The organism is Chromobacterium sp. FG89 (genome assembly GCF_057808735.1).
Genome location: NZ_JBMDIQ010000033.1, coordinates 15,019 through 37,735, shown reverse-complemented (window position 1 = coordinate 37,735; position 22,717 = coordinate 15,019). Strand labels below are relative to the sequence as shown.

Sequence of the window (22,717 nt, the reverse complement as noted above, 5' to 3'; positions counted from 1 at the left end):
GATTGTTCTCCAACCTTATAGAAGCACGCGCTCAATGCCGCCATCGCGCGCCTGGTCCACATACTGCTTCAACCAGTTCGGCCCCAGCACATACTTGGCGATTTCCACCACGATGTAGTCGGCCTCGGTGCCGGTGTCCGGGCCGTAGCGCGACAAGCCTTGCAGGCAGGACGGGCAAGAGGTCAGGATCTTCACCGGCTGGGACGGCTTGGCGCCGCCGGTCAGCGCCTGCAGGTTCTTGTTGATTTCCTCTTCCTTGCGCGAGCGCACCTGGGTGGCGATGTCCGGCCGGCTGGCGGCGAAGGTGCCGGATTCGCCGCAGCAGCGGTCCGACAGCGCCACGCCGCCGCCCAAGAGCTCGTTGACCACTTTCATCGGCTGATAGGCCTTCATCGGCGTGTGGCAGGGGTCGTGATACAGGTATTGCTGGCCGCCTACGCCGTCCAGCTTGACGCCTTTCTCCATCAGGTATTCATGGATGTCGATGATGCGGCAGCCGGGGAAGATGTCTTCGAAGCGGTATTGCGACAATTGGTCGTAGCAGGTGCCGCAGCTGACCACCACGGTCTTGATGTCCAGGTAGTTCAGCGTGGTGGCCACGCGGTGGAACAGCACCCGGTTCTCGGTGGTGATGGCGTCGCCCTTGTCCTGATAGCCGGCGCTGGTCTGCGGATAGCCGCAGCACAGATAGCCGGGCGGCAGCACGGTCTGCGCGCCGACATGCCACAGCATGGCCTGGGTGGCGAGGCCGACCTGGCTGAACAGGCGCTCCGAGCCGCAGCCGGGGAAGTAGAACACCGCTTCCGCGTCTTCCGACAGCTTGGGGTTGCGGATGATGGGCACGATGCTGGCGTCTTCCACGTCCAGCAGCGCGCGCGCGGTTTTCTTGGGCAGGCCGCCGGGCATGGGCTTGTTGATGAAGTGGATCACCTGCTCCTTGACCGGGGCCTTGCCGACGGTGGCCGGCGGCTGCCGGGTCTGGGAGCCTATCAGTCCCAGGCGCTTGCCCACCGCGTTGCCCAGCCGCTGCGCCTTGTAGGCGACGCCGACCAGGCCGGTGCGCAGCGCTTTGATGGTGGCCGGATCCTTGGCGGTGAGAAAGGCCATGCCGACGGCGGTGCCGGGATTGAAGCTCTTGTTGCCGGTCTTGCGCAGGAAGTTGCGCATCGCCACCGAAACGTCGCCGAAGTCGATCTTGACCGGGCAGGGTTTGACGCAGCGGTGGCAGACCGTGCAATGGTCGGCGACGTCGGACAATTCCTCGAAATGCTTGAGGCTGACGCCGCGGCGGGTCTGCTCTTCGTAGAGGAAGGCCTCGGTCAGCAGGCCGACGCCGAGGATTTTGTTGCGCGGCGAGTACAGCAGATTGGCGCGCGGCACATGGGTGGAGCACACCGGCTTGCACTTGCCGCAGCGCAGGCAGTCCTTGATCGAATCGCTGATCGCGCCGATGTCGGATTGTTCCAGGATCAGCGACTCCGCGCCCAGCAAGGAGAACGACGGCGTATAGGCCATGGCCAGGTCGGCGCCGGGCAGCAGCTTGCCGCGGTTGAAGTGGCCGTTGGGGTCCACTTGCTGCTTGTAGGCGCGGAAGGGGGCGATTTCTTCTTCGCTGAGGAATTCCAGCTTGGTGATGCCGATGCCGTGCTCGCCGGAGATCACGCCGCCCAGCGCGCGCGCCAGCGCCATGATGCGCTCCACCGCCTTGTGCGCGGTCTGCAGCATCTCGTAATCGTCGGAGTTGACCGGCAAGTTGGTGTGGACGTTGCCGTCGCCGGCGTGCATGTGCAGCGCGACGAAGACACGGCTGCGCAGCACTTTTTGCTGGATGGCGCGGATGGCGGCCAGGATGGGGCCGTCGGTGTTGCCGGAGAACAGCTGCTCCAGCTCGGCCTGCATTTCGCGCTTCCAGCTGACGCGCACGATCAGGTCGCGCAGCGCGTGGAACACGGTGTCCGGAGCGGCGTCGGCGTCTTCCAGCGGCGCGTGCGGCCAGCGTTCGCGGTATTCGTGAAAGGGACGGTCAAGGTGTTCCAACAGCCATTGCCAGCGGTCGCGGGTGATGGCGAGCTGGGACAGCGCCGAGGCGCGGCGGTCGCCGATCAGTTCTTCCGACGGCAGATTGGTGTCCAGCTTGTCCACCGGCAGCCGGCCGTGGAAATATTCGGTCAGGGTGTCGAGCAAGCGCAGCTTGTTCTGGATCGACAGTTCGATATTGATGCGTTCGATGCCGTCGCTGTAATCGCCCAGCCGTGGCAGCGGGATCACCACGTCTTCGTTGATCTTGAAAGCGTTGGTGTGTTTGGCGATGGCGGCGGTGCGGCTGCGGTCCAGCCAGAAGCGTTTGCGCGTTTCCGGGGTGATGGCGATGAAGCCTTCGCCGTGACGCGCGTTGGCCAGCCGCACCACCTGGCTGGCGGCTTCCGCCGCCGCGTCCTCGTGGTCCGACACCAGATCGGCGATCAGCACCATCTTGGGCCGACCCTTGCTCTTGGCCTTGGTCACATAGGACACCGCGCGCACATAGCGCCAGTCCAGGTGCTCTAGGCCGGCCAGCTGCACGCCGGCGGCGAGGCCGGCGCCGCCGGGTTTGAACAGGTCGGTGATTTCGACGATGGCCGGCGTGGCCTCGGCCACGGTGCCGAAGAATTCCAGACAGACGGTGCGGATGTGCTTGGGCATGCGGTGCAGCACGAAGCGGGCGCTGGTGATGATGCCGTCGCAGCCTTCCTTCTGCACGCCGGGCAGGCCGGCCAGGAATTTGTCGGTGACGTCCTTGCCCAGGCCCACTTTGCGGAAGGCGCTGCCGGGGATGTCCAGCTGACGGCTGGACACCACGGTCTGGCCATCGTCCTTGAGTTGGCTGACGCGGAAGCGGGCGACGTCGACGTCGTGGATCTTGCCGTAGTTGTGGCCCAGGCGTTCGATGAACTGCCATTGGCCGTCGGCGTCCACCATTTTCCAGCTGGCGAGGTTGTCCAGCGTGGTGCCCCACAGCACCGCCTTTTTGCCGCCGGCGTTCATCGCGATATTGCCGCCGATACAGGAGGCCTCGGCCGAGGTGGGGTCCACGGCGAACACCAGGCCGGCCGCCGCCGCGGCCTCGGCGACGCGGGCGGTGACCACGCCGGCGCCGCATTGTATGGTGGCGCGGGGGCCGTCCAGGCCGGGCAATTCCACCTGTTCGACGCCGAGGTGGCGGTCCAGCTTCTCAGTGTTGATCACCGCGCTCATGCGGTCCAGTGGCACCGCGCCGCCGGTGTAGCCGGTGCCGCCGCCGCGCGGAATGATGGTCAGGCCCAGCTCGATACAGGCGCGCACCAGCGGCGCGATTTCGGCTTCGCCGTCCGGGCTGAGCACCACGAAGGGGTATTCGACGCGCCAGTCGGTGGCGTCGGTGACGTGGGCGACGCGGGACAGGCCGTCGAACTGGATATTGTCGCGGCGGGTGAGCCGGGACAGCTTCTTCAGGATCTTGGCGCGCAGTTCGCGGGTATCCTCGAACTGTTCGGCGAAGCGCTCGACGGCGGCGCGGGCCGCCGTCAGCATCTTGCCCACCTTGTCGTTGCCTTCGCGGCGTTTTTCCACTTCGGCCAGCCGGTGGCGCATCGCGTCCACCAAGGCGGCCAGCCGCTTGGGATTATCCAGCAGGTCGTCGACCAGATAGGGGTTGCGGTCCACCACCCAGATATCGCCCAAGACCTCGAACAGCATGCGGGCGGAGCGGCCGGTCTTGCGTTCGGCGCGCAGTTCTTCCAGCAGCTTCCACATCGGTGCGCCCAGCAGGCGGATGAAGATTTCGCGGTCGGAATACGAGGTGTAGTTGTACGGGATCTCCCGCACACGGGCTTGGGTGGTGGTGGTCATTGTCCGTGCAGCTGTCATTATTGGAAAAACGTCCACCAGTGTAGCCCAATTGTTGCGTTGCGAAAAACCCGTATTCACTAGGGATTTCCCTCTTTACTTCAAGATATTGGCGCGAATTGTATATTGTTGGGCAAGGCGGGCCGGGGGCGGAGCGCGCCGGTCTTGCCGGTCTGGCCGCGCAGGGGAGGGAATGGTGCGCGCTATTCCATAGGCGGGGCGAAAACTGCTGGTTTTATGCTTTTTATGGGTAAACTGAAGCTCGAACGCGTTGCGCTGATCGGGATGGCGCGGCCACGACGGGAATGGAGAACAGGATGATGTGGAAGAAGTGGGCGATGGCTTTGTTATTGGCGGCGTCGCTGAGCGGCTGCGGTTACAACGCGATGCAGACTCAGGACGAGGCGGCCAACGCGGCCTGGTCCGAGGTGATCAATCAATACCAGCGGCGCGCGGATCTGATTCCCAATCTGGTCAAGACGGTGCAAGGCTACGCCAAGCATGAAAAAGAGGTGCTGACCCAAGTCACCGCCGCGCGGGCGCGGGTGGGCAGCATCCAGATGGATGCCTCGATGGCGACGGACGAGAAAAAGCTCAATGATTTCGCCGCGGCGCAGAATCAGCTGGGCTCGGCCTTGTCCCGCTTGCTGGTGGTGTCGGAAAACTATCCGCAGTTGAAGGCGGATCAATCCTTCCGCGATCTGCAGGCGCAGCTGGAGGGCACCGAGAACCGCATCGCCTTGGCGCGCAAGCGTTATATCGATTCGGTGCAGGCGTACAACAGCACGGTGCGGACCTTTCCCAATAACCTGACCGCGATGATGTTCAGCCTGAAGACCCGGCCGAATTTCACCGTGGAGAACGAGAAGGCCATTTCCACCGCGCCGCAGGTCAGCTTCGGCGAGCCGGAGGCGAGCAAATAAGATGAGGGCACTATGGCGTTGCTTGGGCATCGCGTTGCTGCTGTGCGCGCAGTTGGCGCGGGCGGAACTGGCGGTGCCGCCGCCCAGTTCGCCGGTGGTGGATCTGGCCGGTTTTTTATCGGCGGACGAGCGCGGACAATTGGAACGGCAATTGCTGAGCTTTCATCAGCGCAAAGGCAGTCAGCTGGCGGTGTTGATCGTGCCGTCGGTGGAGCCGGAAACGCCTTTTGACTACGGCACCCGGGTGATGGACGCCTGGAAGCTGGGGCGCAAGGGGGTGGACGACGGCGTGCTGCTGCTGATCGTGGCGGATCAGCACAAGACCCAGTTGTTGGTGGGCCGCGGCCTGGAGGGCGCGATTCCCGACATCTACGCCAAGCGCATTCTGCAGGACACGCTGAGGCCTCTGTTCAAGCAGGGTTTGCGCTTTCAGGGCATTCAAGCGGCGGCGTCGCAGCTGGAAGGCCTGATCGACGGCGAAAAGCTGCCCCCGCCGACGCGGACTCAGCAGCAGGGCTGGGAAGACAGTTGGCCGGCGCTGGCGTTCGCGGTCTTGTTCGGCGCCGGCGTCGTCAGCCGCCTGTTCGGACGCTTGATCGGCAGCCTCATCATGGGCGGCCTGGGCGTCGCCGCGGCCTTGCTGCTGGGCGCAGGCGTCTTGTTCGCCTTGCTGGCCGGGGCGGTGGCGGCGCTCCTGTGCCTGGTGATTGGCGCCCACGGCTTGTCGTTCGGCGGCGGTGGCGGCGGGAGTTGGCGCGGCGGAAGCAGCGGCGGCCGCGGAGGCGGCTGGTCCGGCGGCGGCGGGGGATTTGGCGGCGGCGGCGCTTCGGGAGATTGGTGATGTGGAAATCATGGCATAGAGCGCTGCGTCATCTGGCCAGCACCGGCTATTTGGCGCGACGGCGTTTTCCCGCCGCGGAACTGGCGCGTCTGCAGCAAGGCATCGCGGCTTCGGAACGCGAACACGCTGGTCAGCTGCGCTTTGTGGTGGAGTCGGCGCTGGATTGGCGCGACGCCTGGCGCGGCATGAGCGCTCGAGAACGGGCGCTGGAGTGGTTCGGTCTGCTGAGGGTATGGGACACCGAGGAGAACACCGGCGTGCTGGTGTATGTGTTGCTGGCGGAGCGCCGCATTGAAATCGTCGCCGATCGCGGCATAGACCGGCGGGTGCCGTCGCGGGCCTGGGAGGAGATTTGCGCCGAAGTCGGACGCGCGATGGCGGAAGGCAAGCGAGTGGCCGGCCTGGAGGCCGGCTTGTGGCGGATACACGCTTTGTTGATCGAGCATGCGCCGCTCCGAGGCGGGCCCAGCGTCAACGAGTTGCCGGACGAGGTGATCGTCCGCTGAGTCAGTTCGCGGCGGAGGCGGCCAGTTGCGCCGCCAGCTGCACGGCCTCGAACAGACTGCCCGGGTGGGCCTGACCGCTGCCGGCCAGATCCAGCGCGGTGCCGTGGTCGACCGAGGTGCGGACGATGGGCAGGCCCAGGGTGATGTTGATGCCGGCGCCGAAGCTGGCGTGTTTGAGCACCGGCAAGCCTTGATCGTGATACATCGCCAGCACCGCGTCGCAGCGCCGCAGCTTGTCGGGGTTGAACAGGGTGTCGGCTGGCAAGGGGCCGATCAGGTCCATGCCCTCGCCGTGCAGCCGCGCCAGCAGCGGTTCGATGATTTCGATTTCCTCGCGCCCCAGATGGCCGCCTTCGCCCGCGTGCGGATTCAGGCCCGCCACCAGCACGCGCGGCGCGGCGATGCCGAACTTGGCGCGCAGATCCCCGTGCAGGATGCGGATGACCTGCTCCAGGCTGTCCGCGGTGATGGCGTCGGCGACGTCCCGCAGCGGCAGATGGGTGGTGGCCAGCGCCACGCGCATGCCGCCGCCGGCCAACATCATCACCACCTTGGGCGTGTGCGTGCGTTCGGCCAGGTATTCGGTGTGGCCGGAGAAGGCGACGCCGCCGTCGTTGATGACGCCCTTGTGCACCGGCGCGGTCACCATGGCGGCGAATTCGCCGCTAAGGCAGCCGTCGATGGCGCGGTCCAGCGTCGCCAGCACATAGCCGGCGTTGGCCGGGTCCAGCCGGCCGGGAACGGCCGGAACCGCCAGCGGCACATGGCAGACCTCCAACCCCTGTGCCGGCGCGGGCGTGTCCGGCGCGTAATCGTACAGCGAAAGCGAGAGACCCAGCTGCCGCGCGCGCGCGGCCAGCAAGGTCTTGTCGCCGATCAGCACGCAGCGCGCGCCGACGCCGGCCTCCGTCAGCCGCAGCGCCAGATCCGGCCCCACGCCGGCTGGTTCTCCGGTGGTGACGGCCAATACGGGGAGGTTCATCTTACTTCTCGTCCAGCCGTTCTTCGACGAAGGCGGAGTCGCGCAGCTGGCGCACCCAGTCGGCGTACGCCTGTTCGATCTTGCGGGAGCGGATCTGTTGTTTGACCGCCAGCCGCTCGCGGTCGCCGGACACGTCTTGATTGCGCTTGCCTTCCACCAGGATCAAATGCCAGCCGAAGGGCGTGCGCACCGCCGGCGACAATTGGCCGATAGGCAGTTGCGTCATCGCGCTCTCAAAATCCGGCACCAGATCGCCCAGATTGACCCAGCCCAGATCGCCGCCCTTGGCGTTGCTGCCGTCTTCGGAGTAGAGCTTGGCCATGTCGGCGAACTTGGCGCCGCGCTGGATGCGGTCGCGCACCTGTTCGATGCGGGTTTTGGCGTCGTTGGCCGACACCGCCTCGTTGGTGCGGATCAGAATGTGGCGCACATGGTATTGCTCCACCATCATCGGCGCGCCGCTGTCGCGTTTGTCCTGCAACTGGAAGATGAAGAAGCCTTGCTGGGTGCGGATCACATTGGTGTGCTGGCCGGTTTTCAGCTGTTCCAGCATCTGCACGAACTCAACCGGCAGCGACACCGCGCTGCGCCAGCCCATGTCGCCGCCTTTCAGCGCATTGGGGGCGTCGGAGTAGCTGGCCGATACCTTGGCGAAGGCTTGGCCGGCCTCCAGATCCGTCAGCGCTTTCTCGGCCTTCTTCGACAGCGCGTCGATCTGCTTGGCGTCGGCGCGTTCCGGCACGTTGATCAGGATGCTGGCCAGGTGGTATTCGGCGCGGTTGCCGCTCTGCGCGCTTTTCAGCACCTGATCGACTTCGGTCTCGTTGACGTTGACCTTGGCGGCGACTTCGCTGTCGCGCAGGCGCGCGATGGTCAGTTCCTTGCGCACTTCGGCGCGCAGCTTGTCGAAGGCCAGGCCTTCCTTGGCCAGCTGGGCTTTCAGGCCGGCCACGTCCATCTTGTTCTGCTTGGCCAGATTGGCCACCGCCTGATCCACCGCGGCGTCGTCGATGCGCAGGCCGCCGCTGGCGGCGTACTGCAGCTGAACCTCCTCGGTGATCATCTGTTCCAGCATCTGTTTTTCCAGCACGGCGCGCGCCGGCGGCGTCACTTTCTGCGCTTGCAGCTGTTTGATGGCTTCGTCGACGCGGGATTGCAGATCCAGCCAGGTGATCACGTTCTTGTTGACCACCGCGACGATGCGGTCCACTTCTTTGACCGGGGCGGCGGGAGCGGCGACGGCGCCTTGCAGGGCGCCGGCCAGCAGCAGGGCGAGCAGAGTCTGTTTCATGATCATCGCTTATAAATCGTTAGTCTTGCTATAGCCGGGAATCGCCAGCTTCAGCGTGTTGAGCGGATTGTTGCCGAAGCCGCCAAGGCCCTTGAATTCCAGCTGGAAATAAATGGCGTTCTTGGTGGTGATCAGGTCGCTGACATAGCGCTGACCGACCAGACGAGCCGACCAGCAACCGTCGTTGTACTCGAATCCGGCCAGTTGTTCCAGCGGCTTGCGGTCGGCCAGCGAATAGTTGTAGCGGCCCAGCGCATACCATTTCTTGGCGATAGGCCATTGAGCGCCGATATCGACCTGGCGCAAGGGGCCGTACAAGGTGGAGTTGTCCAACTGCTCGTAGCGGCCGTAGCGGTAGCGGGCGCTGAGCACCTTGCCAGGCGCCGGGTTGTAGCGCAGCTGGGCATTGTAGCGTTCGGTGGTTTTCAGCGCCTCGTTCCATTCATAGGAGCTGTCCAAGCGCCAGCCCTGGGCCAGATCGCCGCTGGCGCCCAGCAGCAGATTGGAGCCGCTGACGGTGCGTTGTTTCGGCACTCCATCCAACTGGATGTCGTCCTGGTTGAAATAATAGCGCTTGCCCACGGTCAGCCGTAGCCGCTCCAGGCCGTTTTCTTGGCTGATCAGGCGGCTGGTCAGCGCCGTGGTCAGCTGATTGGCGCCGTTGACACGGTCGGAGCCGGAGAAACGATTCTCGGTGAACAGCTGCGCAAAGTTGAAATCGTTTAGCGAAGTGTCGAAGTTGGGAAGGTTGTTCTGATTGCGGGTTGGAATATTGACGTAGAACAGGCGCGGCTCCAGCGTCAGCAGATGATCCTGGCCCAGAAACTCGGTATCGCGGTCGAAATAGAGGCCGGCGTCGGTGCTGAAAATAGGCAGGCTGCGCGACACCGAACGGCTCTGCTGGCCGGGCAGCGCGTCCAGATTATATTCGGTCAGGTGCAGGCCAAGCTTGGGACGCAGAAAGCCCCAACTCTTGTCCAGACTCCACGTCAGGCTGGGGTAGGCGACCAGGCGGTCGCCGGTTTGCAGAGTCGGATGGGAGAAGCGGGTCAGTTCGCTTTGCAGATTGGCGCTGAAGCCCTGCGACAATTGCTGGTTGGCCGTGAAAGTCAGCTGCGGCAGCCGCGCATAGGGAATATCCCCTGACGTCGGCTTTTCCAACAGGGTCTGGTAGCGCTGAGCGCGCAAAGTGGCGTTGGCCGAGCCGCCCTGCCAGCCGAAGCCGTAGCTGAGCCAGGCCTCGCGCACCAGGTTGACGTTGGCGGCGATGCTGAGACGGTCGCCGAAATCCTTGAAGTAGTTGGGGTCGGAGACGTAGTTGGCGTTGTAGCCGAAGGTCAGACCCGGCGCCAACGTCTGGTTATGCGTCGCATACCAGGCGTAGCGGTTCTTGTCGGTGACCTTGTCCTTGGGCAATTGCTCGGTGTAGATCGAGCCGGCGTAATTGGGCTGCAGATAGCGGAATTCCGCGCCCAGCATGGTGCCGTGCTTGTCGTTGAAATGCGGGGTGATGGTCGCGTCGTAGTTGGGCGCGATATTCCAGTAATAGGGCAGCGCGACTTCGGTACCGTTGGTGCCGGTCTTGAAGGTGGGCGGCAGGAAACCGCTCTTGCGGTTGCCGTTGAGCGGGAAGTCCATCCACGGGGTGTACAGGATGGGCACGCCGTAGAAATTCAGCCGCGCGTTGCGGGCGACGCCAACGCCGTTGTTGTAGTCGAGGTCCAGCAGCGAGGAGTTCAGATACCAGGAGTCGTCGCCGGGTTCGCAGCTATTGATGCGGCTGTTGTAGACCCGATACTCGTTCTGGCCGCGGAAATCCACTTGCTGGCCGTCGCCGCGCATCGGCACCGTGCTCATCGGCCGGGGGCCGGCCGGCGCGCCCTTGGCTGTGGGCGCCGGCTTGCCCATGGCGAACACCGGGTTCATGCCGGTGCCGCTGTAGTTGGCGACGTTGTAATCCAGCGTGGTGCCGGTGACCACATCGACGCCGCGCGTCATCTTGAAGCGGTCGCCGGCCTTGACCCGGTCCTTGTTCTGGTAATAGTCCAGCCAGTCGGACTCCAGTTTCTGGTCGTCGCGGGTGACCACCACATTGCCGCGGGCTTTCAGCTCCACATTCATCTCGCCGTCCATATCGTCGGCGGTGACGTGGGTCTGGCCTTCGGCCTTGGGCGGGGTGGGCAGGGCGATAGGGGCGTCTTCATCGGCCAGCGCCAGCGCCGGCTGTAGTGAGAACGCGGCCGCCAGCGCCAGGGCCAGCGGATTGGGTTTGATTCTGGGCATGCACAAAGCCATATCTAAGGGGCGGCGGGGCAGTATAAAATCAGCCAATTCTATCAGCACCAAGACGAAGCGACATGCATAGACAGGAACTCATCAAAAAATGGCTGGCGGATTTGTACCCGGGACAGGACATCGGGCTTGAATTCGCCGCCGCGGATGCCGACTTCCGGCGCTACTTCCGTGCGACCTGGCCGGACGGCGCGAGTTGCATCGTGATGGACGCGCCACCGGAAAAAATGAGCACCGACGCCTATGTGCAAGTGCGCGACGTTTTCGCCATGGTCAATGTTCCCAAGCTGCTGGCGCGGGATAGAGGGCAGGGCCTGCTGCTGCTGGAGGACCTGGGCCGGGTCACCTATCTGGCCGCCTTGGAGCATGATGGGCGCGAACAGGTGCGGCGCCATCTATTGCTGGAGGCGCTGGACACCCTGGTGGAGATCCAGTCTGCCAGTCAGCCGGGAGTGTTGCCGGAATACGACGAAGCGCTGCTGACGCGCGAGTTGAACCTGTTTCCGGAGTGGTTCTGCGCCAAGGAATTGGGTCGGCCGCTGGATTTCGCGCAACGCCAGCTGTGGGATGCCGGGGTCAAGGCCTTGCTGCCGGTGTTGTTGGCCCAGTCCAAGGTGTTCGTGCACAGGGATTTCATCGTGCGTAATCTGATGCTGACGCCGGGCAAGCCCGGGGTGTTGGATTTTCAGGACGCGGTGTACGGTCCGGTCAGCTACGACATCGTCAGCCTGCTGCGCGACGCTTTCATCGAGTGGGACGAGCCCTTCGTGCTCGATATCGCGATCCGCTACTGGGAAAAGGCGCGCGCTGCCGGCCTGCCGGTTCCGGCCGAATTCGACGTCTTCTACCGCGATTTCGAATGGATGGGCGTGCAGCGCCACCTGAAAGTGGCCGGCATCTTCGCGCGTCTGTCCCATCGCGACGGCAAGGACAAGTACCGCGCCGAGATTCCGCGTTTCATCAAGTATCTGAAACGGACCACCCGGCGTTACCAGGAGCTGGCGCCGCTCTATCAGTTGTTGCTGCAGTTGGTGGGCAAGGATCAGACCGATGACGAGCTGCAATCGACCTACCCGGCCTTGAGCTACAAGGGATGAGCATGCCGATAGCCATGATTCTGGCGGCCGGCCGCGGCGAGCGGATGCGGCCGTTGACCGACCATGCGCCCAAGCCCTTGCTGGAGGTGGGCGGCAAGCCCCTGATCGTCTGGCAGATCGAGCGCTTGGTGGCGGCCGGTTTCGCCGACATCGTGATCAATCACGCCTGGCTGGGCGCGCAGATAGAACAGGTGCTGGGAGACGGCGGCCGCTTTGGCGCGCGCATCGCCTATTCCGCCGAGGGCGAGCCCTTGGAAACCGCAGGCGGCATCGCCAAGGCCTTGCCCTGCTTGCGGGCGGGACGGGAGCGCGCTTTTCTGTGCGTGGCGGCGGACATTTATACCGATTACGACTACGCAAGCCTGCTGCCGCGGCTGGACGCGCTGGAGGGCCTTGAGGAACCGGGCATGCACTTGGTGATGACGGACAATCCGGCTTTCCACGCGGGCGGGGATTTCGCCTTGGAGCCGGACGGCGGCCTGCGCGCCGACGGCGAGCGCAAGCTGACCTTCTCCAGCATCGGCCTTTACGATACCCGCATGTTCGCCGGCCTTTCCGCAGGCCGCTTCGCGCCGATGCGTCCGTTTTACGACGCCGCGATCGCGGCCGGGCGGGCCAGCGGCGAGTATTTCAACGGCGTCTGGCACAATGTGGGCACGCCGCAGCAATTGCGGCAGTTGGATGCGCAATTGCGCGCCGTCCCGGGCTGAGGCGATGTCGGCTCAGCTTCTTCCCGGCGCGCGCCGCATCCTCGGCATCGACCCCGGCAGCCGCATCACCGGCTTCGGGGTGATCGATCTGGTCGGCCAGCAACGCCATTACGTGGCCTCCGGCTGCATCCGCACGCCGCCGGGCGCGCCTTTGAGCGATCGTATCCGCGTGATCGTCGACGGCCTGTTCGGCGTGATCGATACCTACCAACCACAGGCGGCGGCGATCGAGCAAGTGTTCGTCAACGTCAATCCGGCAGCCACGCTGATGCTGGGTCAGGCGCGCGGCGCCTGCATCAGCGCGCTGGTGTTGCGGGACCTGCCGGTGGCGGAATACACCGCGCTGCAGGTCAAGCAGTCCGTCGCCGGTCACGGCAAGGCCGCCAAGGAGCAGGTGCAGCACATGGTGGTGCGGATGCTTAATTTGTCCGGCACGCCCCAGGCCGACGCCGCCGACGCGCTGGCGGTGGCCTTGGCGCACGCCAATCTCAGCGCCGGCGCCTTGGGCCAGCTGGCGCAGAGCGGCCTGAAAATTCGCGGCGGCCGGCTGGTCTAGCCGACGCGCCTGTAATCGCTTGAAGAAAGAACCGGAACATGATTGGACGCCTGAGCGGCAATCTCATCGAAAAACTGCCCCCGCAAGTGGTGCTGGACGTCAACGGGGTCGGCTATGAAGTCGATGTGCCGATGACCACTTTTTATCAATTACCGGCCTTGGGTCAGAAAACCACGCTGTTCACCCATCTGGTGGTGCGAGAAGACGCCCATCTGCTGTTCGGCTTCGCCAGCAAGGAGGATAGACAGACCTTCCGGCAACTGGTCAAGGTGACCGGCATCGGCGCCAAGATCGCCCTGGCCATCCTGTCCGGCATGACCACCGATGAACTGGCGGTGGCGGTGGCCAGCGAAGACATCAAGCGCTTGTCCGCGGTGCCGGGCATAGGCAAGAAGACCGCCGAGCGTCTGGTGCTGGAGCTGCGCGGCAAATTGGCCACCGGCAGCACGCTGACCGCGCCGGGGGGCCTGGCTTTCGCCGCCACGCCGGATGAGAAGGGGGACATCGTCAACGCGCTGCTGGCCTTGGGTTACAACGAGAAGGAGGCCGCGGCCGCCACCAAGGGCCTGCCGGCCGAGGTGACGGTGAGCGAGGGCGTGCGTCTCGCCCTGAAGAGCCTGATGAAGTTCTGAAAACGCGAGCCGGCTCTTAAAGCCGGCGGCGCTTTGCCTATAGTGGGGAGTGCCGTGCGCTGGGCATGGCGATGAATCCGGCATGGCCGGGAGGCGTACCCACCGTGAAAACAGGACTGGCGCGAGCATGTCTGTTGCTGGCGGCCTGCTGGGCCGGCGGCGCTCATGGCGGCGTGTCGTGTCCGCAGCGGCCGATCCGTTTCGCTTTTTACGAGATCGGCCAGTTCTACAGCGCCGGCCGCGGCTTGGATCGAGACGTGGCGGAGGAATTGCGGCGGCGCAGCGGTTGCGAGTTCGAGTTCGTGGTGATGCCGCGGGCTCGCATCTGGCAGGAACTGGAAATCGGCTCGCTGGATATGACCGGTTCCGCGATCGAGACTCCGGAGCGCAGCAAAATCTATTGGTTTTTCAACTACATCCAGCTGCGTCAGTATGCGATTTTATCGATAGACGTGCCCGACTCCATCCGCTCGATGGAGTCCTTCATCCAGGATGCTCCGTCCAGCCGCTGGGCCATCGTGCGCAGTTACAGCACCAGCCGTTATTTCGATCCCTTGGTTTTGCAATTGGGCGTGCAGCGCCGTTTGGTGGAAGTGGCGGAGGAGGATGTCCTGTTCCGCATGCTGGACCAGCGTCGCGTTGCGGGCATTTTCTCCACGCCCATGGTGTATCGGCAGAAAATCAGACAACACGGTTTGGAAGACAGGGTGAAAGTGGCGGACTGGGAGAAAGACGACGCACCCAGCCCGCGCAGCCTGGTGTTGACCAAGCGGGCTTTCCCCGACAGCGAAGCCAGAGCCTGGCGCCAGTTGGTTGACGGCATGAACCGCGACGGCACCATGCTGCGTCTGATCAACCGCTATATGAACAGGGACGAAGCCGCTGCAGCGGTGTGGGCCGGCGGAAAACGATAGCGCCCGCGAATAAAAAAAGGCCGCCCAGAAGGGCGGCGAATGGAGGCGGGCACACTTGCGTGCGTTCCTTGGGACGACTCCGGGTAAAGCGAGGGTCGGCGCTGCTGTACTCAGGGCAAGCGAGCCAGACGGGCAGCGCGCCGACGAACTAGAGGGGTTTAGCCTGCGGCTTTGAGGGTGACGTTGGTGCGAACCGCGGTCACGCCCGGCACGCGGGAGGCTTCTTCGGCTACGCGGCGCAGCGCTTCTTCGCTGGGCGCGGTGCCGCTCAGGGTGACTTCGCCGGCCTTCACGCTGGTCTGGATATTGGCGCCAACCTGGGCTGCGGCTTTGGTCACAGCTTCCTGCACCGCTTGATTCAGGCCGGCGGCGGCGCTCGGCGCGGCTTCGGCGATCAGGGCTTCAGCCGCGCTGGCGTCGCCTTTGGCGGCGGTGGCGCGTTGAGCTTGTTCAGCCGGTGCGCTGGCGTCGCCCTTGGCGGCGGTGGCGCGTTGAGCTTGTTCGGCCGGAGCGCTGGCGTCGCCCTTGGCGGCGGTGGCGCGTTGAGCTTGTTCGGCCGGGGCGCTGGCGTCGCCTTTGGCGGCGGTGGCGCGTTGAGCTTGTTCGGCCGGGGCGCTGGCGTCAGCCTTGGCGGCGGTGGCGCGTTGAGCTTGTTCAGCCGGAGCGCTGGCGTCTTGAGCCGCCCAGCTGGCGCCGGCGAACAGGGAAGTCATCAGGGCAATGGCAAGAGTGGATTTCTTCATGGGATTAACCTTTTCGAGAGAGTGAGTCACATCGCTTGCGCTTGAGTCTGCCGCGCTTCGATCATTTGCGCTTTCCCTATGGCAAAAGGCGTGCCAGCTTTAGTTTTTTCTTATTTTTCAAAGTCTTGCGTTTTTTGTGGCTTGAGTTTGATTGCAGGAAGCGGCCATTCTGTCGCCGTTAGGCGACAGAATGTCGGTGGAGATGGACAGGGCTTTGATTTGCTTGGGGTTTTGCCTGTCGCCGATTGGCGACAGGCGTAGAGGCGCTCCGTTTCCGTCACGCCAGTCGCGTCGCCGCGCTTATTCCAGCTTGAAGGCGGCCGGCGTCAGTTCGTGTTTTTGCAGCAAGCGGTAAAACTCGGTGCGGTTGCGGTCCGCCAGGCGCGCGGCGTCGCTGACATTGCCGCCGGTCAGCCGCAACAGGCGTTCCAGATAGTCGCGTTCGAATTGCCGCTTGGCTTCCGCCAGCGTTGGAATCGCGCTTTCTTCACTGGCGACGGCTTTCTGTACTTGCGCCAGCGTTACCAGAGAGCCGGTGGTCAGCACGCAACATTGTTCAACCACATTGGCCAATTGTCGGATATTGCCCGGCCAGGGCGCCGCGCTCAGGTATTCCAGCGCGTCGGCGGCGAAACCGCTGACGGCCTTTTGATAGCGGGTGGCGATTTTTTCCAGGAAATGCGCGGCCAGCAGAGGAATGTCTTCGCGGCGTTCCGCCAGCGGCGGCAGGCGCAGCGACACCACGTTCAGGCGGTAGAACAAATCCTCTCGGAAGCTGCCTTCCTGAATCAGCGCTTCCAGCTCGCGATGCGTGGCCGACACCAGACGGATATCCACCGGGGTCGCCCGCGTCGCGCCGACCGGACGCACCTCGCGCTCTTGCAGCACGCGCAGCAGTTTGACCTGCAGCGGCGGCGGCATATCGCCGATCTCGTCCAGGAACAGGGTGCCGCCGTCCGCCTGTTGGATCAGGCCGGTCTGGCGCGCGTTGGCGCCGGTGAACGAGCCTTTTTCATGGCCGAACAGCTCGCTTTCCAGCAGATTGTCCGGAATCGCCCCGCAGTTGACCGCGATGAAGGGCTGGCCGGCGCGCGGGCTGGCTAGGTGGATGGCCTTGGCCAGCACTTCCTTGCCGGTGCCGCTTTCGCCTCGCAGGAGCACGCTGGCGCCGGTGGCGGCGACCATGCGGGCCTCGGCCAGCAGTTCCTCCATCGCCGGGCTGCGGCTGACCAGGCCGGAGCGCCAGCCGGCCGCGGCCTGATCGACCGCGCGTCCGGGGCCCGCCAGCGATAGCCCTTGGGCCACCTTGTCCAGCAGCGCCTTGCCGTCGAAGGGTTTGACCAGATAGCCGAACACGCCGCGGCTGACCGCTTCCACGGCGTCCGGCACCGTGCCGTGGGCGGTCAGCAGAATCACCGGCATCGCGGGGTAGCGTTGGCGGACTTGTTCAAACAGCTCCAGACCATCCATGCCGGGCAGGCGCCAGTCCGTCAGCAGCAAGTCGGCGCGGCGGGCCGCCAGCGCGTTCAAGGCCGCTTCGGCGCTGTCCAGCGCTTCGACCTCGTAGCCGGCGGCGCCGAGGCGAAGGCCGAGCAAGCGCAACAGATCGGGATCGTCGTCCACCAAGACGATGCGGGCGATGGCGCTCATGGCTGGCCTCCTTTGGTTTTGCTGGGTTTCAGCTGGAGTTCGCGCTCGACTTCGCGCAAGGCGTTGAGCTTGCCGTTCAAGTCGTCGTAGCGTTTTTGCAGATCGCGGTTCTGCGCCTGCTGTCGTTCCAGCGCTTCCGCCAGCTTGCGTCTTTCCTGCAGCTGTTGAAGCGGCAGCCGCGCAAGACCCTGGCTGGCCGGGTCCAGATTATCGGTTTTGGCGAGCAGACTTTCCAATTGGGCCTGCAGTTTTTGCACATCGGCGCGGCTCTCCGCCGTCTGCGCCTGTTGCAGCAGAGTCAGCAAGCGGGCGCTGCCGCAGCTTTCCCTTCCGGCCAGGCTCAGCGCCTGGATTTCCCGCGTCTGGCTCAGCAGCAGCAGGATCTGGTTGGCGTCCGGGCAACGGATGATGGGCGCGGCGGGCACGGCGACCGGCTGGCCTTGATGAGCGCAGGCGCTCAGGGCCAGCAGGCCGCACAGCCAAAGCAGCCGGCGCGCGTTGAGAGCCCAAAAGCGAGATGTCTTCATGTCTTGTTCTCCGGTTCCGGCCACTGCAGGCGGAAGCAGGCGCCGGCCTGAGGTTTGGATTCCAGCGTCAGTTCGCCGCGCATCAATTGGGCGAAGCCGCGCGCCATCGCCAGGCCTAGCCCGGTGCCGGGCAGTTCGCCTGGCGGCGGCGAGCCGCTCCAGAACGGTTCGAAAATTTTTTCCCGATAGGCGTCCGGCACTCCGGGGCCTTGATCGCGGATTTCCAGCCAGACGCCGCCGGCGTCGCGGCCGTGGCGCAGGCTCAAGGCGCTGCCGGCGGGGCTGTGGCGGATGGCGTTGATCAATAGATTGTCCAGAATGGTTTCCACTTTGGAGCGGTCGCCGTTGACCCGATCCGCATCGCCCAGGACGTCGGCGGCAAGGCGTTTGGCCTGCAATAGCGGACGGCTGGCCTGCAGCCGCTCCGCAATCAGCGCCGGCAGATCGAAGGTTTCCACGGTCAGCGTCTCGGACAGCCATTGGCCGGCATCATAGCGCAATAAGGCTTCCACGCGCTGACGCAGGGTTTGCGCATTGTTTTGCAGGATGGCGACGATCTCCTGCTGCTGCGCGGACAGCTGTCCTATCACTTCTTCGCGCAGCAGCGCGGCGGCTTCGTGGATGGCGGCCAGCGGCGTTTTCAGCTCATGGGACGCTTGGCGGAAGAAACGGCCTTTCTGTTCTTCCAGCGCCGCCAGCCGGCGGTCTAGCTGGGCCAGCTCGCGCGCCAGACGCTGCAGGTCGGCGGGGCCGGACTGGCGCCAGTCCTGCAGCCGCGCCCCGTCGCTCATCCGCGCGATCTTGGCTTGCAGCTTGCGCAGCGGCCAGCTGATCAACAAGGTCATCGCCAGCGCCAGCGCCAGCGCGGAGGCCAGCGACAGCCAGGCCAGACGGTCGGCGGTACGGCGCATTTCCGTGATCGAGTCCTGCCATTGGCGCTGGCTTTGTTCCAGTTGGCGGTTGATCAATTGGCCTTGCGCGGTCAGGTGCAGGTCCAGCTGGCGGAACAAGCGGTCGCGTTGCGCGCCGGCGCGCGCCGGCAGGGCCTGGAGTTGCGGCTGGATCGCCAGAATGGCCCGGGCGCTGAGCGTCAACTCGTCGTCGTCGCCGCGTTGCAATTTGCGTTGCGCTAGCTCGATCTCCTGCCAGGCGCCGGCGGCGGTTTTGGCCAGCACGCGGTCTTTCAGGATTTGAGCCTGGCGGGTGGCGCGTTCGAATTGAATGGATTGCTCGCGCGACACGCGGTTGGCGTCCAGCCATTCCTTGGCTTGCTCCTGATGCGAGCGCAGCGTGGAGGCGGCGTGTCCCAGCTCGTTGCGCAGCTGGATCAGCACGGCCGAGGGCACGACGGCGACGATCAGAAAGCTGGCCAGCAACAGGCTGCGGAATGAAACGAAACGAAGCATGATGGGGTCGGCGTCGACGCCGCGGGCGCAGGCCCGCGGCTAAGGGCAAAGATCAAGCAGACAGCGGAGCGGCAGCTAAGTTCTGGCGGGAAATCCATTCAGCCAGTTCGGCCACGCTCAGAACGGGCAGCGCGTGCGTTTGAGCGTAGTCCGCGATTTGCGCGCCGCGCATCATGCTGCCGTCGGGGTTCATCAGCTCGCAGAGCACGCCGGCGGGCTGGAAGCCGGCCAGGCGCGCCAGTTCCACCGCGGCCTCGGTATGGCCTCGGCGGCTCAGCACACCGCCGGCGGCGGCCACCAGCGGGAAGACATGGCCGGGGCTGACCACGTCGCCCGCCTGCGCCTGCGGGTGGACGGCGGCCTGGATGGTGCGCACCCGGTCGGCGGCGGACACGCCGGTGGACACGCCCTGGGCGGCTTCTATGCTGACGGTGAAGGCGGTGCCGTAGCGGCTGCCGTTGCGTTGCGTCATCGGCGGCAATTGCAGTCGGGCGGCGTGCTCGGCGGTCAGGCACAGGCAGACGATGCCGCTGCAATCGCGGATTAGACGCGCCATTTCGGCCTCGCTCAGCGCGTCGGCGGCCAGGATCAGGTCGGCCTCGTTCTCGCGGTCGTGATCATCGGGAACGATGACTGGCAGGCCGCTGCGCAAGGCGTTCAGCGCCGCCTCTACGCGTTGGGACAAGATGTCGGGGTGTGTGGCGATACTCATGGAAACGGTCCTCGGGTCGTTTGAGAAACAGGTTCCAGGGCGTGAAAAGGGCCGGCGCAAGCCAACCCGCGCGCACTAGCGCGCAGCGAACACGCCGCGGCCGCGCGTAGCGCGGCAGGCGGCCATGTCGTCTTCTCTCATCCGGACTATTACCGTCGGCTCTGGCCTGTCACCAGATCTGCTGACCTTCCGCTGGGAAGCGGAAGCGCTCGCGGGCTCGATCTTGCGATCATACCGCCGGTGGGGAATTGCACCCCGCCCTGAAGACGTTGCGTTGGCCCGCGATGATGGGCGGGCCAGCGGCGATTATAGCGCGGTGGTAAGATTGGGCATTCGTTTTTTTGGCCGGCGGCTGACACCATGATTGAAACCGACAACCTGTACGGCGGCGCGCCCGAGCCGCGCATCGTCACCCAGCAAAGCCTGTCCAGCCAGGAGGAGGCGCTGGAGCGCGCCTTGCGGCCCAAGCAGCTGGACGAGTACGTCGGCCAGAAGAAGGCGCGCGAACAGCTGGAGATCTTCATCGAAGCGGCCAAGCGCCGCAGCGAAGCGCTGGACCACGTGCTGCTGTTCGGCCCGCCCGGCTTGGGCAAGACCACGCTGGCGCACATCGTCGCCCGCGAAATGGGGGTGAATTTGCGCCAGACCTCGGGGCCGGTGCTGGAGCGGGCGGGCGATCTGGCCGCCTTGCTGACCAATCTGGAGCCGCACGATGTGCTGTTCATCGACGAGATCCACCGGCTGAGCCCGGTGGTGGAGGAAATCCTCTATCCGGCGCTGGAGGATTATCAGATCGACATCATGATAGGCGAGGGGCCGGCGGCGCGTTCGGTCAAGATCGATCTGCCGCCGTTCACCCTGGTGGGAGCCACCACCCGCGCCGGCATGCTGACCAATCCGCTGCGCGACCGTTTCGGCATCGTCGCGCGGCTGGAGTTCTACAACGCGGAGGAACTGACCCGCATCGTCAGCCGTTCCGCCGGCTTGTTGAACGTCAAGCTGGCCGACGACGGCGCGTTCGAAGTGGCGCGCCGCAGCCGCGGCACGCCGCGCATCGCCAACCGGCTGCTGCGCCGGGTGCGGGATTACGCCGAGGTCCGGGCCGACGGGGTGGTCAGCGCCCAGGTGGCGGACGCCGCGCTGGCGATGCTGGACGTGGACCCGGCCGGCCTGGACGTCATGGACCGCAAACTGCTGCAGGCCATTCTGGAGAAGTTCTCCGGCGGGCCGGTGGGGCTGGACAACGTCGCGGCCGCCATCGGCGAATCCACCGACACCATAGAAGACGTGATCGAGCCCTTCCTGATTCAGCAAGGCTATCTGCAGCGCACTCCGCGCGGCCGGATGGCGACGGCGTTGGCCTATCAGCACTTTGGGCTGCCGTTGCGGGATTGACGCGCCGGCCGGCGCTGTCGCTTGCGCGCAGCAGCATGGCCATCCCTTGATCGCCGCCGCCGCCGCGCGGGCGTACAATGCCTGCTTTCACGCATTCCGCTGCGGCGGGGGATGATTATGTTCTACGCTTTGTTCGGCCTGACCTTGGCGGTGGCGATCGCCACTTCGATTTTCACCGCGCGCTTTTTCGATCCGGCGGTCAACAAGATTCTGGCGCGAGTCCTGGGACGGGATTTGACCGATGCCTGGCGCAAGTACATTTTCTTCGCCATCGTGGTCACCGGCGTGTCCGGCGGCGTGCGGCAGTGGGCGCTGGAGAAGTACCTGCCGCCGGCGGCGGGCAAGGGCAGCACGGTGATGGAGCTGACCGGCGAACGCTGGTTGCTGGAGCTGTTCAATACCTTCATCGACACCCTGCGCTCGATTGCCTGGGTGATGTTGTTGTTCTTCCTGTGCGCGATGCTGGCCTATGTGATCATGAAGGCGGTGGAGATGCGCAAAGGCGAGCAGGCCTCCGACGAATGAAAAAATCCCGGTCATGGACCGGGATTTTTCTTTGAAGCGCGGCGCGGCTCAGCGGCCGATCTTGATTTGCGACCACAAGCGGTTCAGATCGCGCCGGGATTTCACGTCCAGATCTTTCAGCGCCACGTATTTGCCCTTGGCCGGCTCCAGCATGATCACCGGATTGGCCTTGATCTGCGGTTTGAAGAAGGCCTCGGCCGCCTTGACCGGATTGGTTGCGCCGATCTGGTTGGAAATCTCGGCGGCGTTCTTGCCGTCCAGCATGAAATTGATGAAGCGGTGCGCCAGGTCCGGACGCGGGGCGTCCTTCAACACCACCATATTATCCACCGCCAGGATATTGCCTTCTTTCTGCGGCTGGTAAGCCAGCTTGAACGGGCGTTTGGCGTGCTGCGCGTCCTGCTGCGCCTGGAACAGATCGTTGGAATAGCCGTGTGCCACCCAGATATTGCCGACGGTCAGCTCTTTGATATAGCTCTGGTTGTTGAAGGCGGCCCAATAGGGCTTGGCTTTGCGGATCACGCCGGCCGCGGCCTTCCAGTCTGCTGGCTGGACGGAGTTGGCGTCCTTGCCCAGATAGAGCAGGGCGGCGGACATCAGTTCGCGCTGAGAATCCAGCACGGTGACTCTGCCCTTGATCTTGGCCAGCACCGCGGGATCGAAGATCAGCGCCCAGCTGTTGGCCTGCGGCAGCACGCCGGCTTTTTGCAACTGGGTTTCGTTGTAGCCTAGCAAGGTCAGCGACACCACGGTGGGCGCGGCCACCTTGTTGCCGGCGTCGAACGGCGCGTTCAAGTTCAGATAGCCGGCATTGAGGTTTTTCCAGTTGGGCAGCAGCGCCTTGTTCAGCGGCTGGGTCTTGCCCTGCTTGATCAGCGTGCTGACGGCGAAGGCGGTGGGAAACACCATGTCGTAGCCTTTGGCGCCGGCGGCCAGCTTGGCCAGCATTTCCTCGTTGTCCCCGTAATAGTCCTGCACCAGCCTGCATTTGCACGATTGTTCGAAACGCTTGGCGGTGTCTGCGGACAAGGCGTTGTTCCAGTTGTAGATATGGAGTACGTCCTCGGCCATTGCCGAGCCCCAAGTCAGAGCCAGAAGCGCCGAAAGGGCCAGCTTTTTCATACGCGTGAATCCTTAAGTTCAAAGAATGG

20 protein-coding genes and 1 riboswitch are annotated in these 22,717 nt (G+C 64.6%); of the genes, 10 read left to right on the top strand and 10 right to left on the bottom strand.

Going from position 1 to position 22,717, the window contains the following annotated elements:
• Positions 1-15: 15 nt before the first annotated feature.
• Positions 16-3,867 carry a DUF3683 domain-containing protein gene (locus ACODRW_RS22650; RefSeq protein ID WP_488906733.1) on the bottom strand — a complete coding sequence of 1,284 codons (3,852 nt, stop codon included), beginning with the start codon at positions 3,865-3,867 and terminating at the stop codon, positions 16-18.
• Between the two features lie 317 nt (positions 3,868-4,184).
• Here ACODRW_RS22650 and ACODRW_RS22645 point away from each other — a divergent pair, with 317 nt between their 5' ends.
• The 3 genes from ACODRW_RS22645 to ACODRW_RS22635 are packed head-to-tail and all read left to right on the top strand — an operon-like array spanning position 4,185 to position 6,134.
• Entirely contained in the window at positions 4,185-4,787 is a 603-nt protein-coding gene (locus tag ACODRW_RS22645) for a LemA family protein (RefSeq protein ID WP_235089840.1), read from the top strand.
• A 1-nt stretch (position 4,788) separates the two neighbouring features.
• Positions 4,789-5,628: a TPM domain-containing protein gene (locus ACODRW_RS22640; RefSeq protein WP_488906732.1), complete on the top strand. Its 840-nt coding sequence runs from the start codon at positions 4,789-4,791 to the stop codon at positions 5,626-5,628.
• Entirely contained in the window at positions 5,628-6,134 is a 507-nt protein-coding gene (locus ACODRW_RS22635) for a TPM domain-containing protein (RefSeq protein WP_227106546.1), read from the top strand. The genes ACODRW_RS22640 and ACODRW_RS22635 overlap by 1 nt, the downstream gene beginning before the upstream one ends.
• Position 6,135: 1 nt before the next feature.
• On the opposite strand, the gene pdxA is transcribed toward ACODRW_RS22635, so the two are convergent.
• From pdxA to ACODRW_RS22620, 3 genes are read right to left on the bottom strand one after another with little or no spacing between them, the layout of a single operon-like run.
• Positions 6,136-7,116 (bottom strand): 4-hydroxythreonine-4-phosphate dehydrogenase PdxA, encoded by a 981-nt coding sequence (pdxA, locus tag ACODRW_RS22630; protein ID WP_235084862.1) that lies wholly within the window; start codon positions 7,114-7,116, stop codon positions 6,136-6,138.
• A 1-nt stretch (position 7,117) separates the two neighbouring features.
• Positions 7,118-8,407, bottom strand: coding sequence for a peptidylprolyl isomerase (locus ACODRW_RS22625; protein ID WP_488906731.1), 1,290 nt, complete (start codon positions 8,405-8,407; stop codon positions 7,118-7,120).
• Between the two features lie 9 nt (positions 8,408-8,416).
• Positions 8,417-10,690, bottom strand: a complete 2,274-nt coding sequence (locus tag ACODRW_RS22620; RefSeq protein WP_488906730.1) for an LPS-assembly protein LptD — start codon at positions 10,688-10,690, stop codon at positions 8,417-8,419.
• A gap of 74 nt (positions 10,691-10,764) precedes the next feature.
• Here ACODRW_RS22620 and amgK point away from each other — a divergent pair, with 74 nt between their 5' ends.
• The 5 genes from amgK (at position 10,765) to ACODRW_RS22595 (ending at position 14,608) form a co-directional block, all read left to right on the top strand.
• Positions 10,765-11,796: an N-acetylmuramate/N-acetylglucosamine kinase AmgK gene (amgK, locus tag ACODRW_RS22615; RefSeq protein ID WP_488906729.1), complete on the top strand. Its 1,032-nt coding sequence runs from the start codon at positions 10,765-10,767 to the stop codon at positions 11,794-11,796.
• Positions 11,797-11,798: 2 nt separating this feature from the next.
• Positions 11,799-12,506 carry an N-acetylmuramate alpha-1-phosphate uridylyltransferase MurU gene (gene murU / locus ACODRW_RS22610; RefSeq protein WP_488906728.1) on the top strand — a complete coding sequence of 236 codons (708 nt, stop codon included), beginning with the start codon at positions 11,799-11,801 and terminating at the stop codon, positions 12,504-12,506.
• Positions 12,507-12,510: 4 nt separating this feature from the next.
• Positions 12,511-13,062: a crossover junction endodeoxyribonuclease RuvC gene (gene ruvC, locus ACODRW_RS22605; RefSeq protein WP_227106553.1), complete on the top strand. Its 552-nt coding sequence runs from the start codon at positions 12,511-12,513 to the stop codon at positions 13,060-13,062.
• Positions 13,063-13,100: 38 nt separating this feature from the next.
• On the top strand, positions 13,101-13,694 hold the full coding sequence (gene ruvA, locus ACODRW_RS22600) for a Holliday junction branch migration protein RuvA (protein WP_107797902.1): 594 nt from the start codon (positions 13,101-13,103) through the stop codon (positions 13,692-13,694).
• Positions 13,695-13,798: 104 nt separating this feature from the next.
• Complete coding sequence (locus ACODRW_RS22595; RefSeq protein WP_488906727.1) at positions 13,799-14,608, top strand: substrate-binding periplasmic protein; 810 nt, start codon at positions 13,799-13,801, stop codon at positions 14,606-14,608.
• 158 nt (positions 14,609-14,766) lie between these two features.
• On the opposite strand, the gene ACODRW_RS22590 is transcribed toward ACODRW_RS22595, so the two are convergent.
• The 5 genes from ACODRW_RS22590 to ribB all read right to left on the bottom strand — a co-directional run bounded on the left by ACODRW_RS22590 (position 14,767) and on the right by ribB (position 19,646).
• Positions 14,767-15,351, bottom strand: a complete 585-nt coding sequence (locus tag ACODRW_RS22590; RefSeq protein WP_488906726.1) for a BON domain-containing protein — start codon at positions 15,349-15,351, stop codon at positions 14,767-14,769.
• Positions 15,352-15,651: 300 nt separating this feature from the next.
• Complete coding sequence (locus tag ACODRW_RS22585; protein ID WP_107797910.1) at positions 15,652-17,001, bottom strand: sigma 54-interacting transcriptional regulator; 1,350 nt, start codon at positions 16,999-17,001, stop codon at positions 15,652-15,654.
• A complete protein-coding gene (locus tag ACODRW_RS22580) occupies positions 16,998-17,528 on the bottom strand; it encodes a hypothetical protein (RefSeq protein ID WP_107797911.1) in 531 nt (176 codons plus the stop codon). The genes ACODRW_RS22585 and ACODRW_RS22580 overlap by 4 nt, the downstream gene beginning before the upstream one ends.
• A complete protein-coding gene (locus ACODRW_RS22575) occupies positions 17,525-18,934 on the bottom strand; it encodes a sensor histidine kinase (protein ID WP_488906725.1) in 1,410 nt (469 codons plus the stop codon). The genes ACODRW_RS22580 and ACODRW_RS22575 overlap by 4 nt, the downstream gene beginning before the upstream one ends.
• 52 nt (positions 18,935-18,986) lie before the next feature.
• Positions 18,987-19,646: a 3,4-dihydroxy-2-butanone-4-phosphate synthase gene (gene ribB, locus ACODRW_RS22570; protein WP_488906724.1), complete on the bottom strand. Its 660-nt coding sequence runs from the start codon at positions 19,644-19,646 to the stop codon at positions 18,987-18,989.
• Positions 19,647-19,771: 125 nt separating this feature from the next.
• Positions 19,772-19,918: riboswitch (FMN riboswitch) on the bottom strand.
• Positions 19,919-20,006: 88 nt separating this feature from the next.
• On the opposite strand from ribB, the gene ruvB reads away from it, so the two are divergent.
• Together ruvB and ACODRW_RS22560 are read left to right on the top strand one after the other, a co-directional pair.
• Positions 20,007-21,041: a Holliday junction branch migration DNA helicase RuvB gene (gene ruvB / locus ACODRW_RS22565; RefSeq protein ID WP_107797913.1), complete on the top strand. Its 1,035-nt coding sequence runs from the start codon at positions 20,007-20,009 to the stop codon at positions 21,039-21,041.
• 117 nt (positions 21,042-21,158) lie between these two features.
• On the top strand, positions 21,159-21,566 hold the full coding sequence (locus tag ACODRW_RS22560) for a hypothetical protein (RefSeq protein ID WP_107797914.1): 408 nt from the start codon (positions 21,159-21,161) through the stop codon (positions 21,564-21,566).
• A gap of 48 nt (positions 21,567-21,614) precedes the next feature.
• Here the strand turns inward: ACODRW_RS22560 and ACODRW_RS22555 are convergent, their stop codons facing one another.
• On the bottom strand, positions 21,615-22,688 hold the full coding sequence (locus ACODRW_RS22555) for an ABC transporter substrate-binding protein (protein WP_253315590.1): 1,074 nt from the start codon (positions 22,686-22,688) through the stop codon (positions 21,615-21,617).
• Positions 22,689-22,717: the final 29 nt, after the last annotated feature.

Bases quoted from the DNA above. Each gene is read 5' to 3' on its own strand.
- ACODRW_RS22650 (WP_488906733.1), bottom strand. From the start codon at position 3,867: ATGACCACCACCACCCAAGCCCGTGTGCGGGAGATCCCGTACAACTAC.
- ACODRW_RS22645 (WP_235089840.1), top strand. From the start codon at position 4,185: ATGTGGAAGAAGTGGGCGATGGCTTTGTTATTGGCGGCGTCGCTGAGC.
- ACODRW_RS22640 (WP_488906732.1), top strand. From the start codon at position 4,789: ATGAGGGCACTATGGCGTTGCTTGGGCATCGCGTTGCTGCTGTGCGCG.
- ACODRW_RS22635 (WP_227106546.1), top strand. From the start codon at position 5,628: ATGTGGAAATCATGGCATAGAGCGCTGCGTCATCTGGCCAGCACCGGC.
- pdxA (WP_235084862.1), bottom strand. From the start codon at position 7,116: ATGAACCTCCCCGTATTGGCCGTCACCACCGGAGAACCAGCCGGCGTG.
- ACODRW_RS22625 (WP_488906731.1), bottom strand. From the start codon at position 8,407: ATGAAACAGACTCTGCTCGCCCTGCTGCTGGCCGGCGCCCTGCAAGGC.
- ACODRW_RS22620 (WP_488906730.1), bottom strand. From the start codon at position 10,690: ATGCCCAGAATCAAACCCAATCCGCTGGCCCTGGCGCTGGCGGCCGCG.
- amgK (WP_488906729.1), top strand. From the start codon at position 10,765: ATGCATAGACAGGAACTCATCAAAAAATGGCTGGCGGATTTGTACCCG.
- murU (WP_488906728.1), top strand. From the start codon at position 11,799: ATGCCGATAGCCATGATTCTGGCGGCCGGCCGCGGCGAGCGGATGCGG.
- ruvC (WP_227106553.1), top strand. From the start codon at position 12,511: ATGTCGGCTCAGCTTCTTCCCGGCGCGCGCCGCATCCTCGGCATCGAC.
- ruvA (WP_107797902.1), top strand. From the start codon at position 13,101: ATGATTGGACGCCTGAGCGGCAATCTCATCGAAAAACTGCCCCCGCAA.
- ACODRW_RS22590 (WP_488906726.1), bottom strand. From the start codon at position 15,351: ATGAAGAAATCCACTCTTGCCATTGCCCTGATGACTTCCCTGTTCGCC.
- ACODRW_RS22585 (WP_107797910.1), bottom strand. From the start codon at position 17,001: ATGAGCGCCATCGCCCGCATCGTCTTGGTGGACGACGATCCCGATCTG.
- ACODRW_RS22580 (WP_107797911.1), bottom strand. From the start codon at position 17,528: ATGAAGACATCTCGCTTTTGGGCTCTCAACGCGCGCCGGCTGCTTTGG.
- ACODRW_RS22575 (WP_488906725.1), bottom strand. From the start codon at position 18,934: ATGCTTCGTTTCGTTTCATTCCGCAGCCTGTTGCTGGCCAGCTTTCTG.
- ribB (WP_488906724.1), bottom strand. From the start codon at position 19,646: ATGAGTATCGCCACACACCCCGACATCTTGTCCCAACGCGTAGAGGCG.
- ruvB (WP_107797913.1), top strand. From the start codon at position 20,007: ATGATTGAAACCGACAACCTGTACGGCGGCGCGCCCGAGCCGCGCATC.
- ACODRW_RS22560 (WP_107797914.1), top strand. From the start codon at position 21,159: ATGTTCTACGCTTTGTTCGGCCTGACCTTGGCGGTGGCGATCGCCACT.
- ACODRW_RS22555 (WP_253315590.1), bottom strand. From the start codon at position 22,688: ATGAAAAAGCTGGCCCTTTCGGCGCTTCTGGCTCTGACTTGGGGCTCG.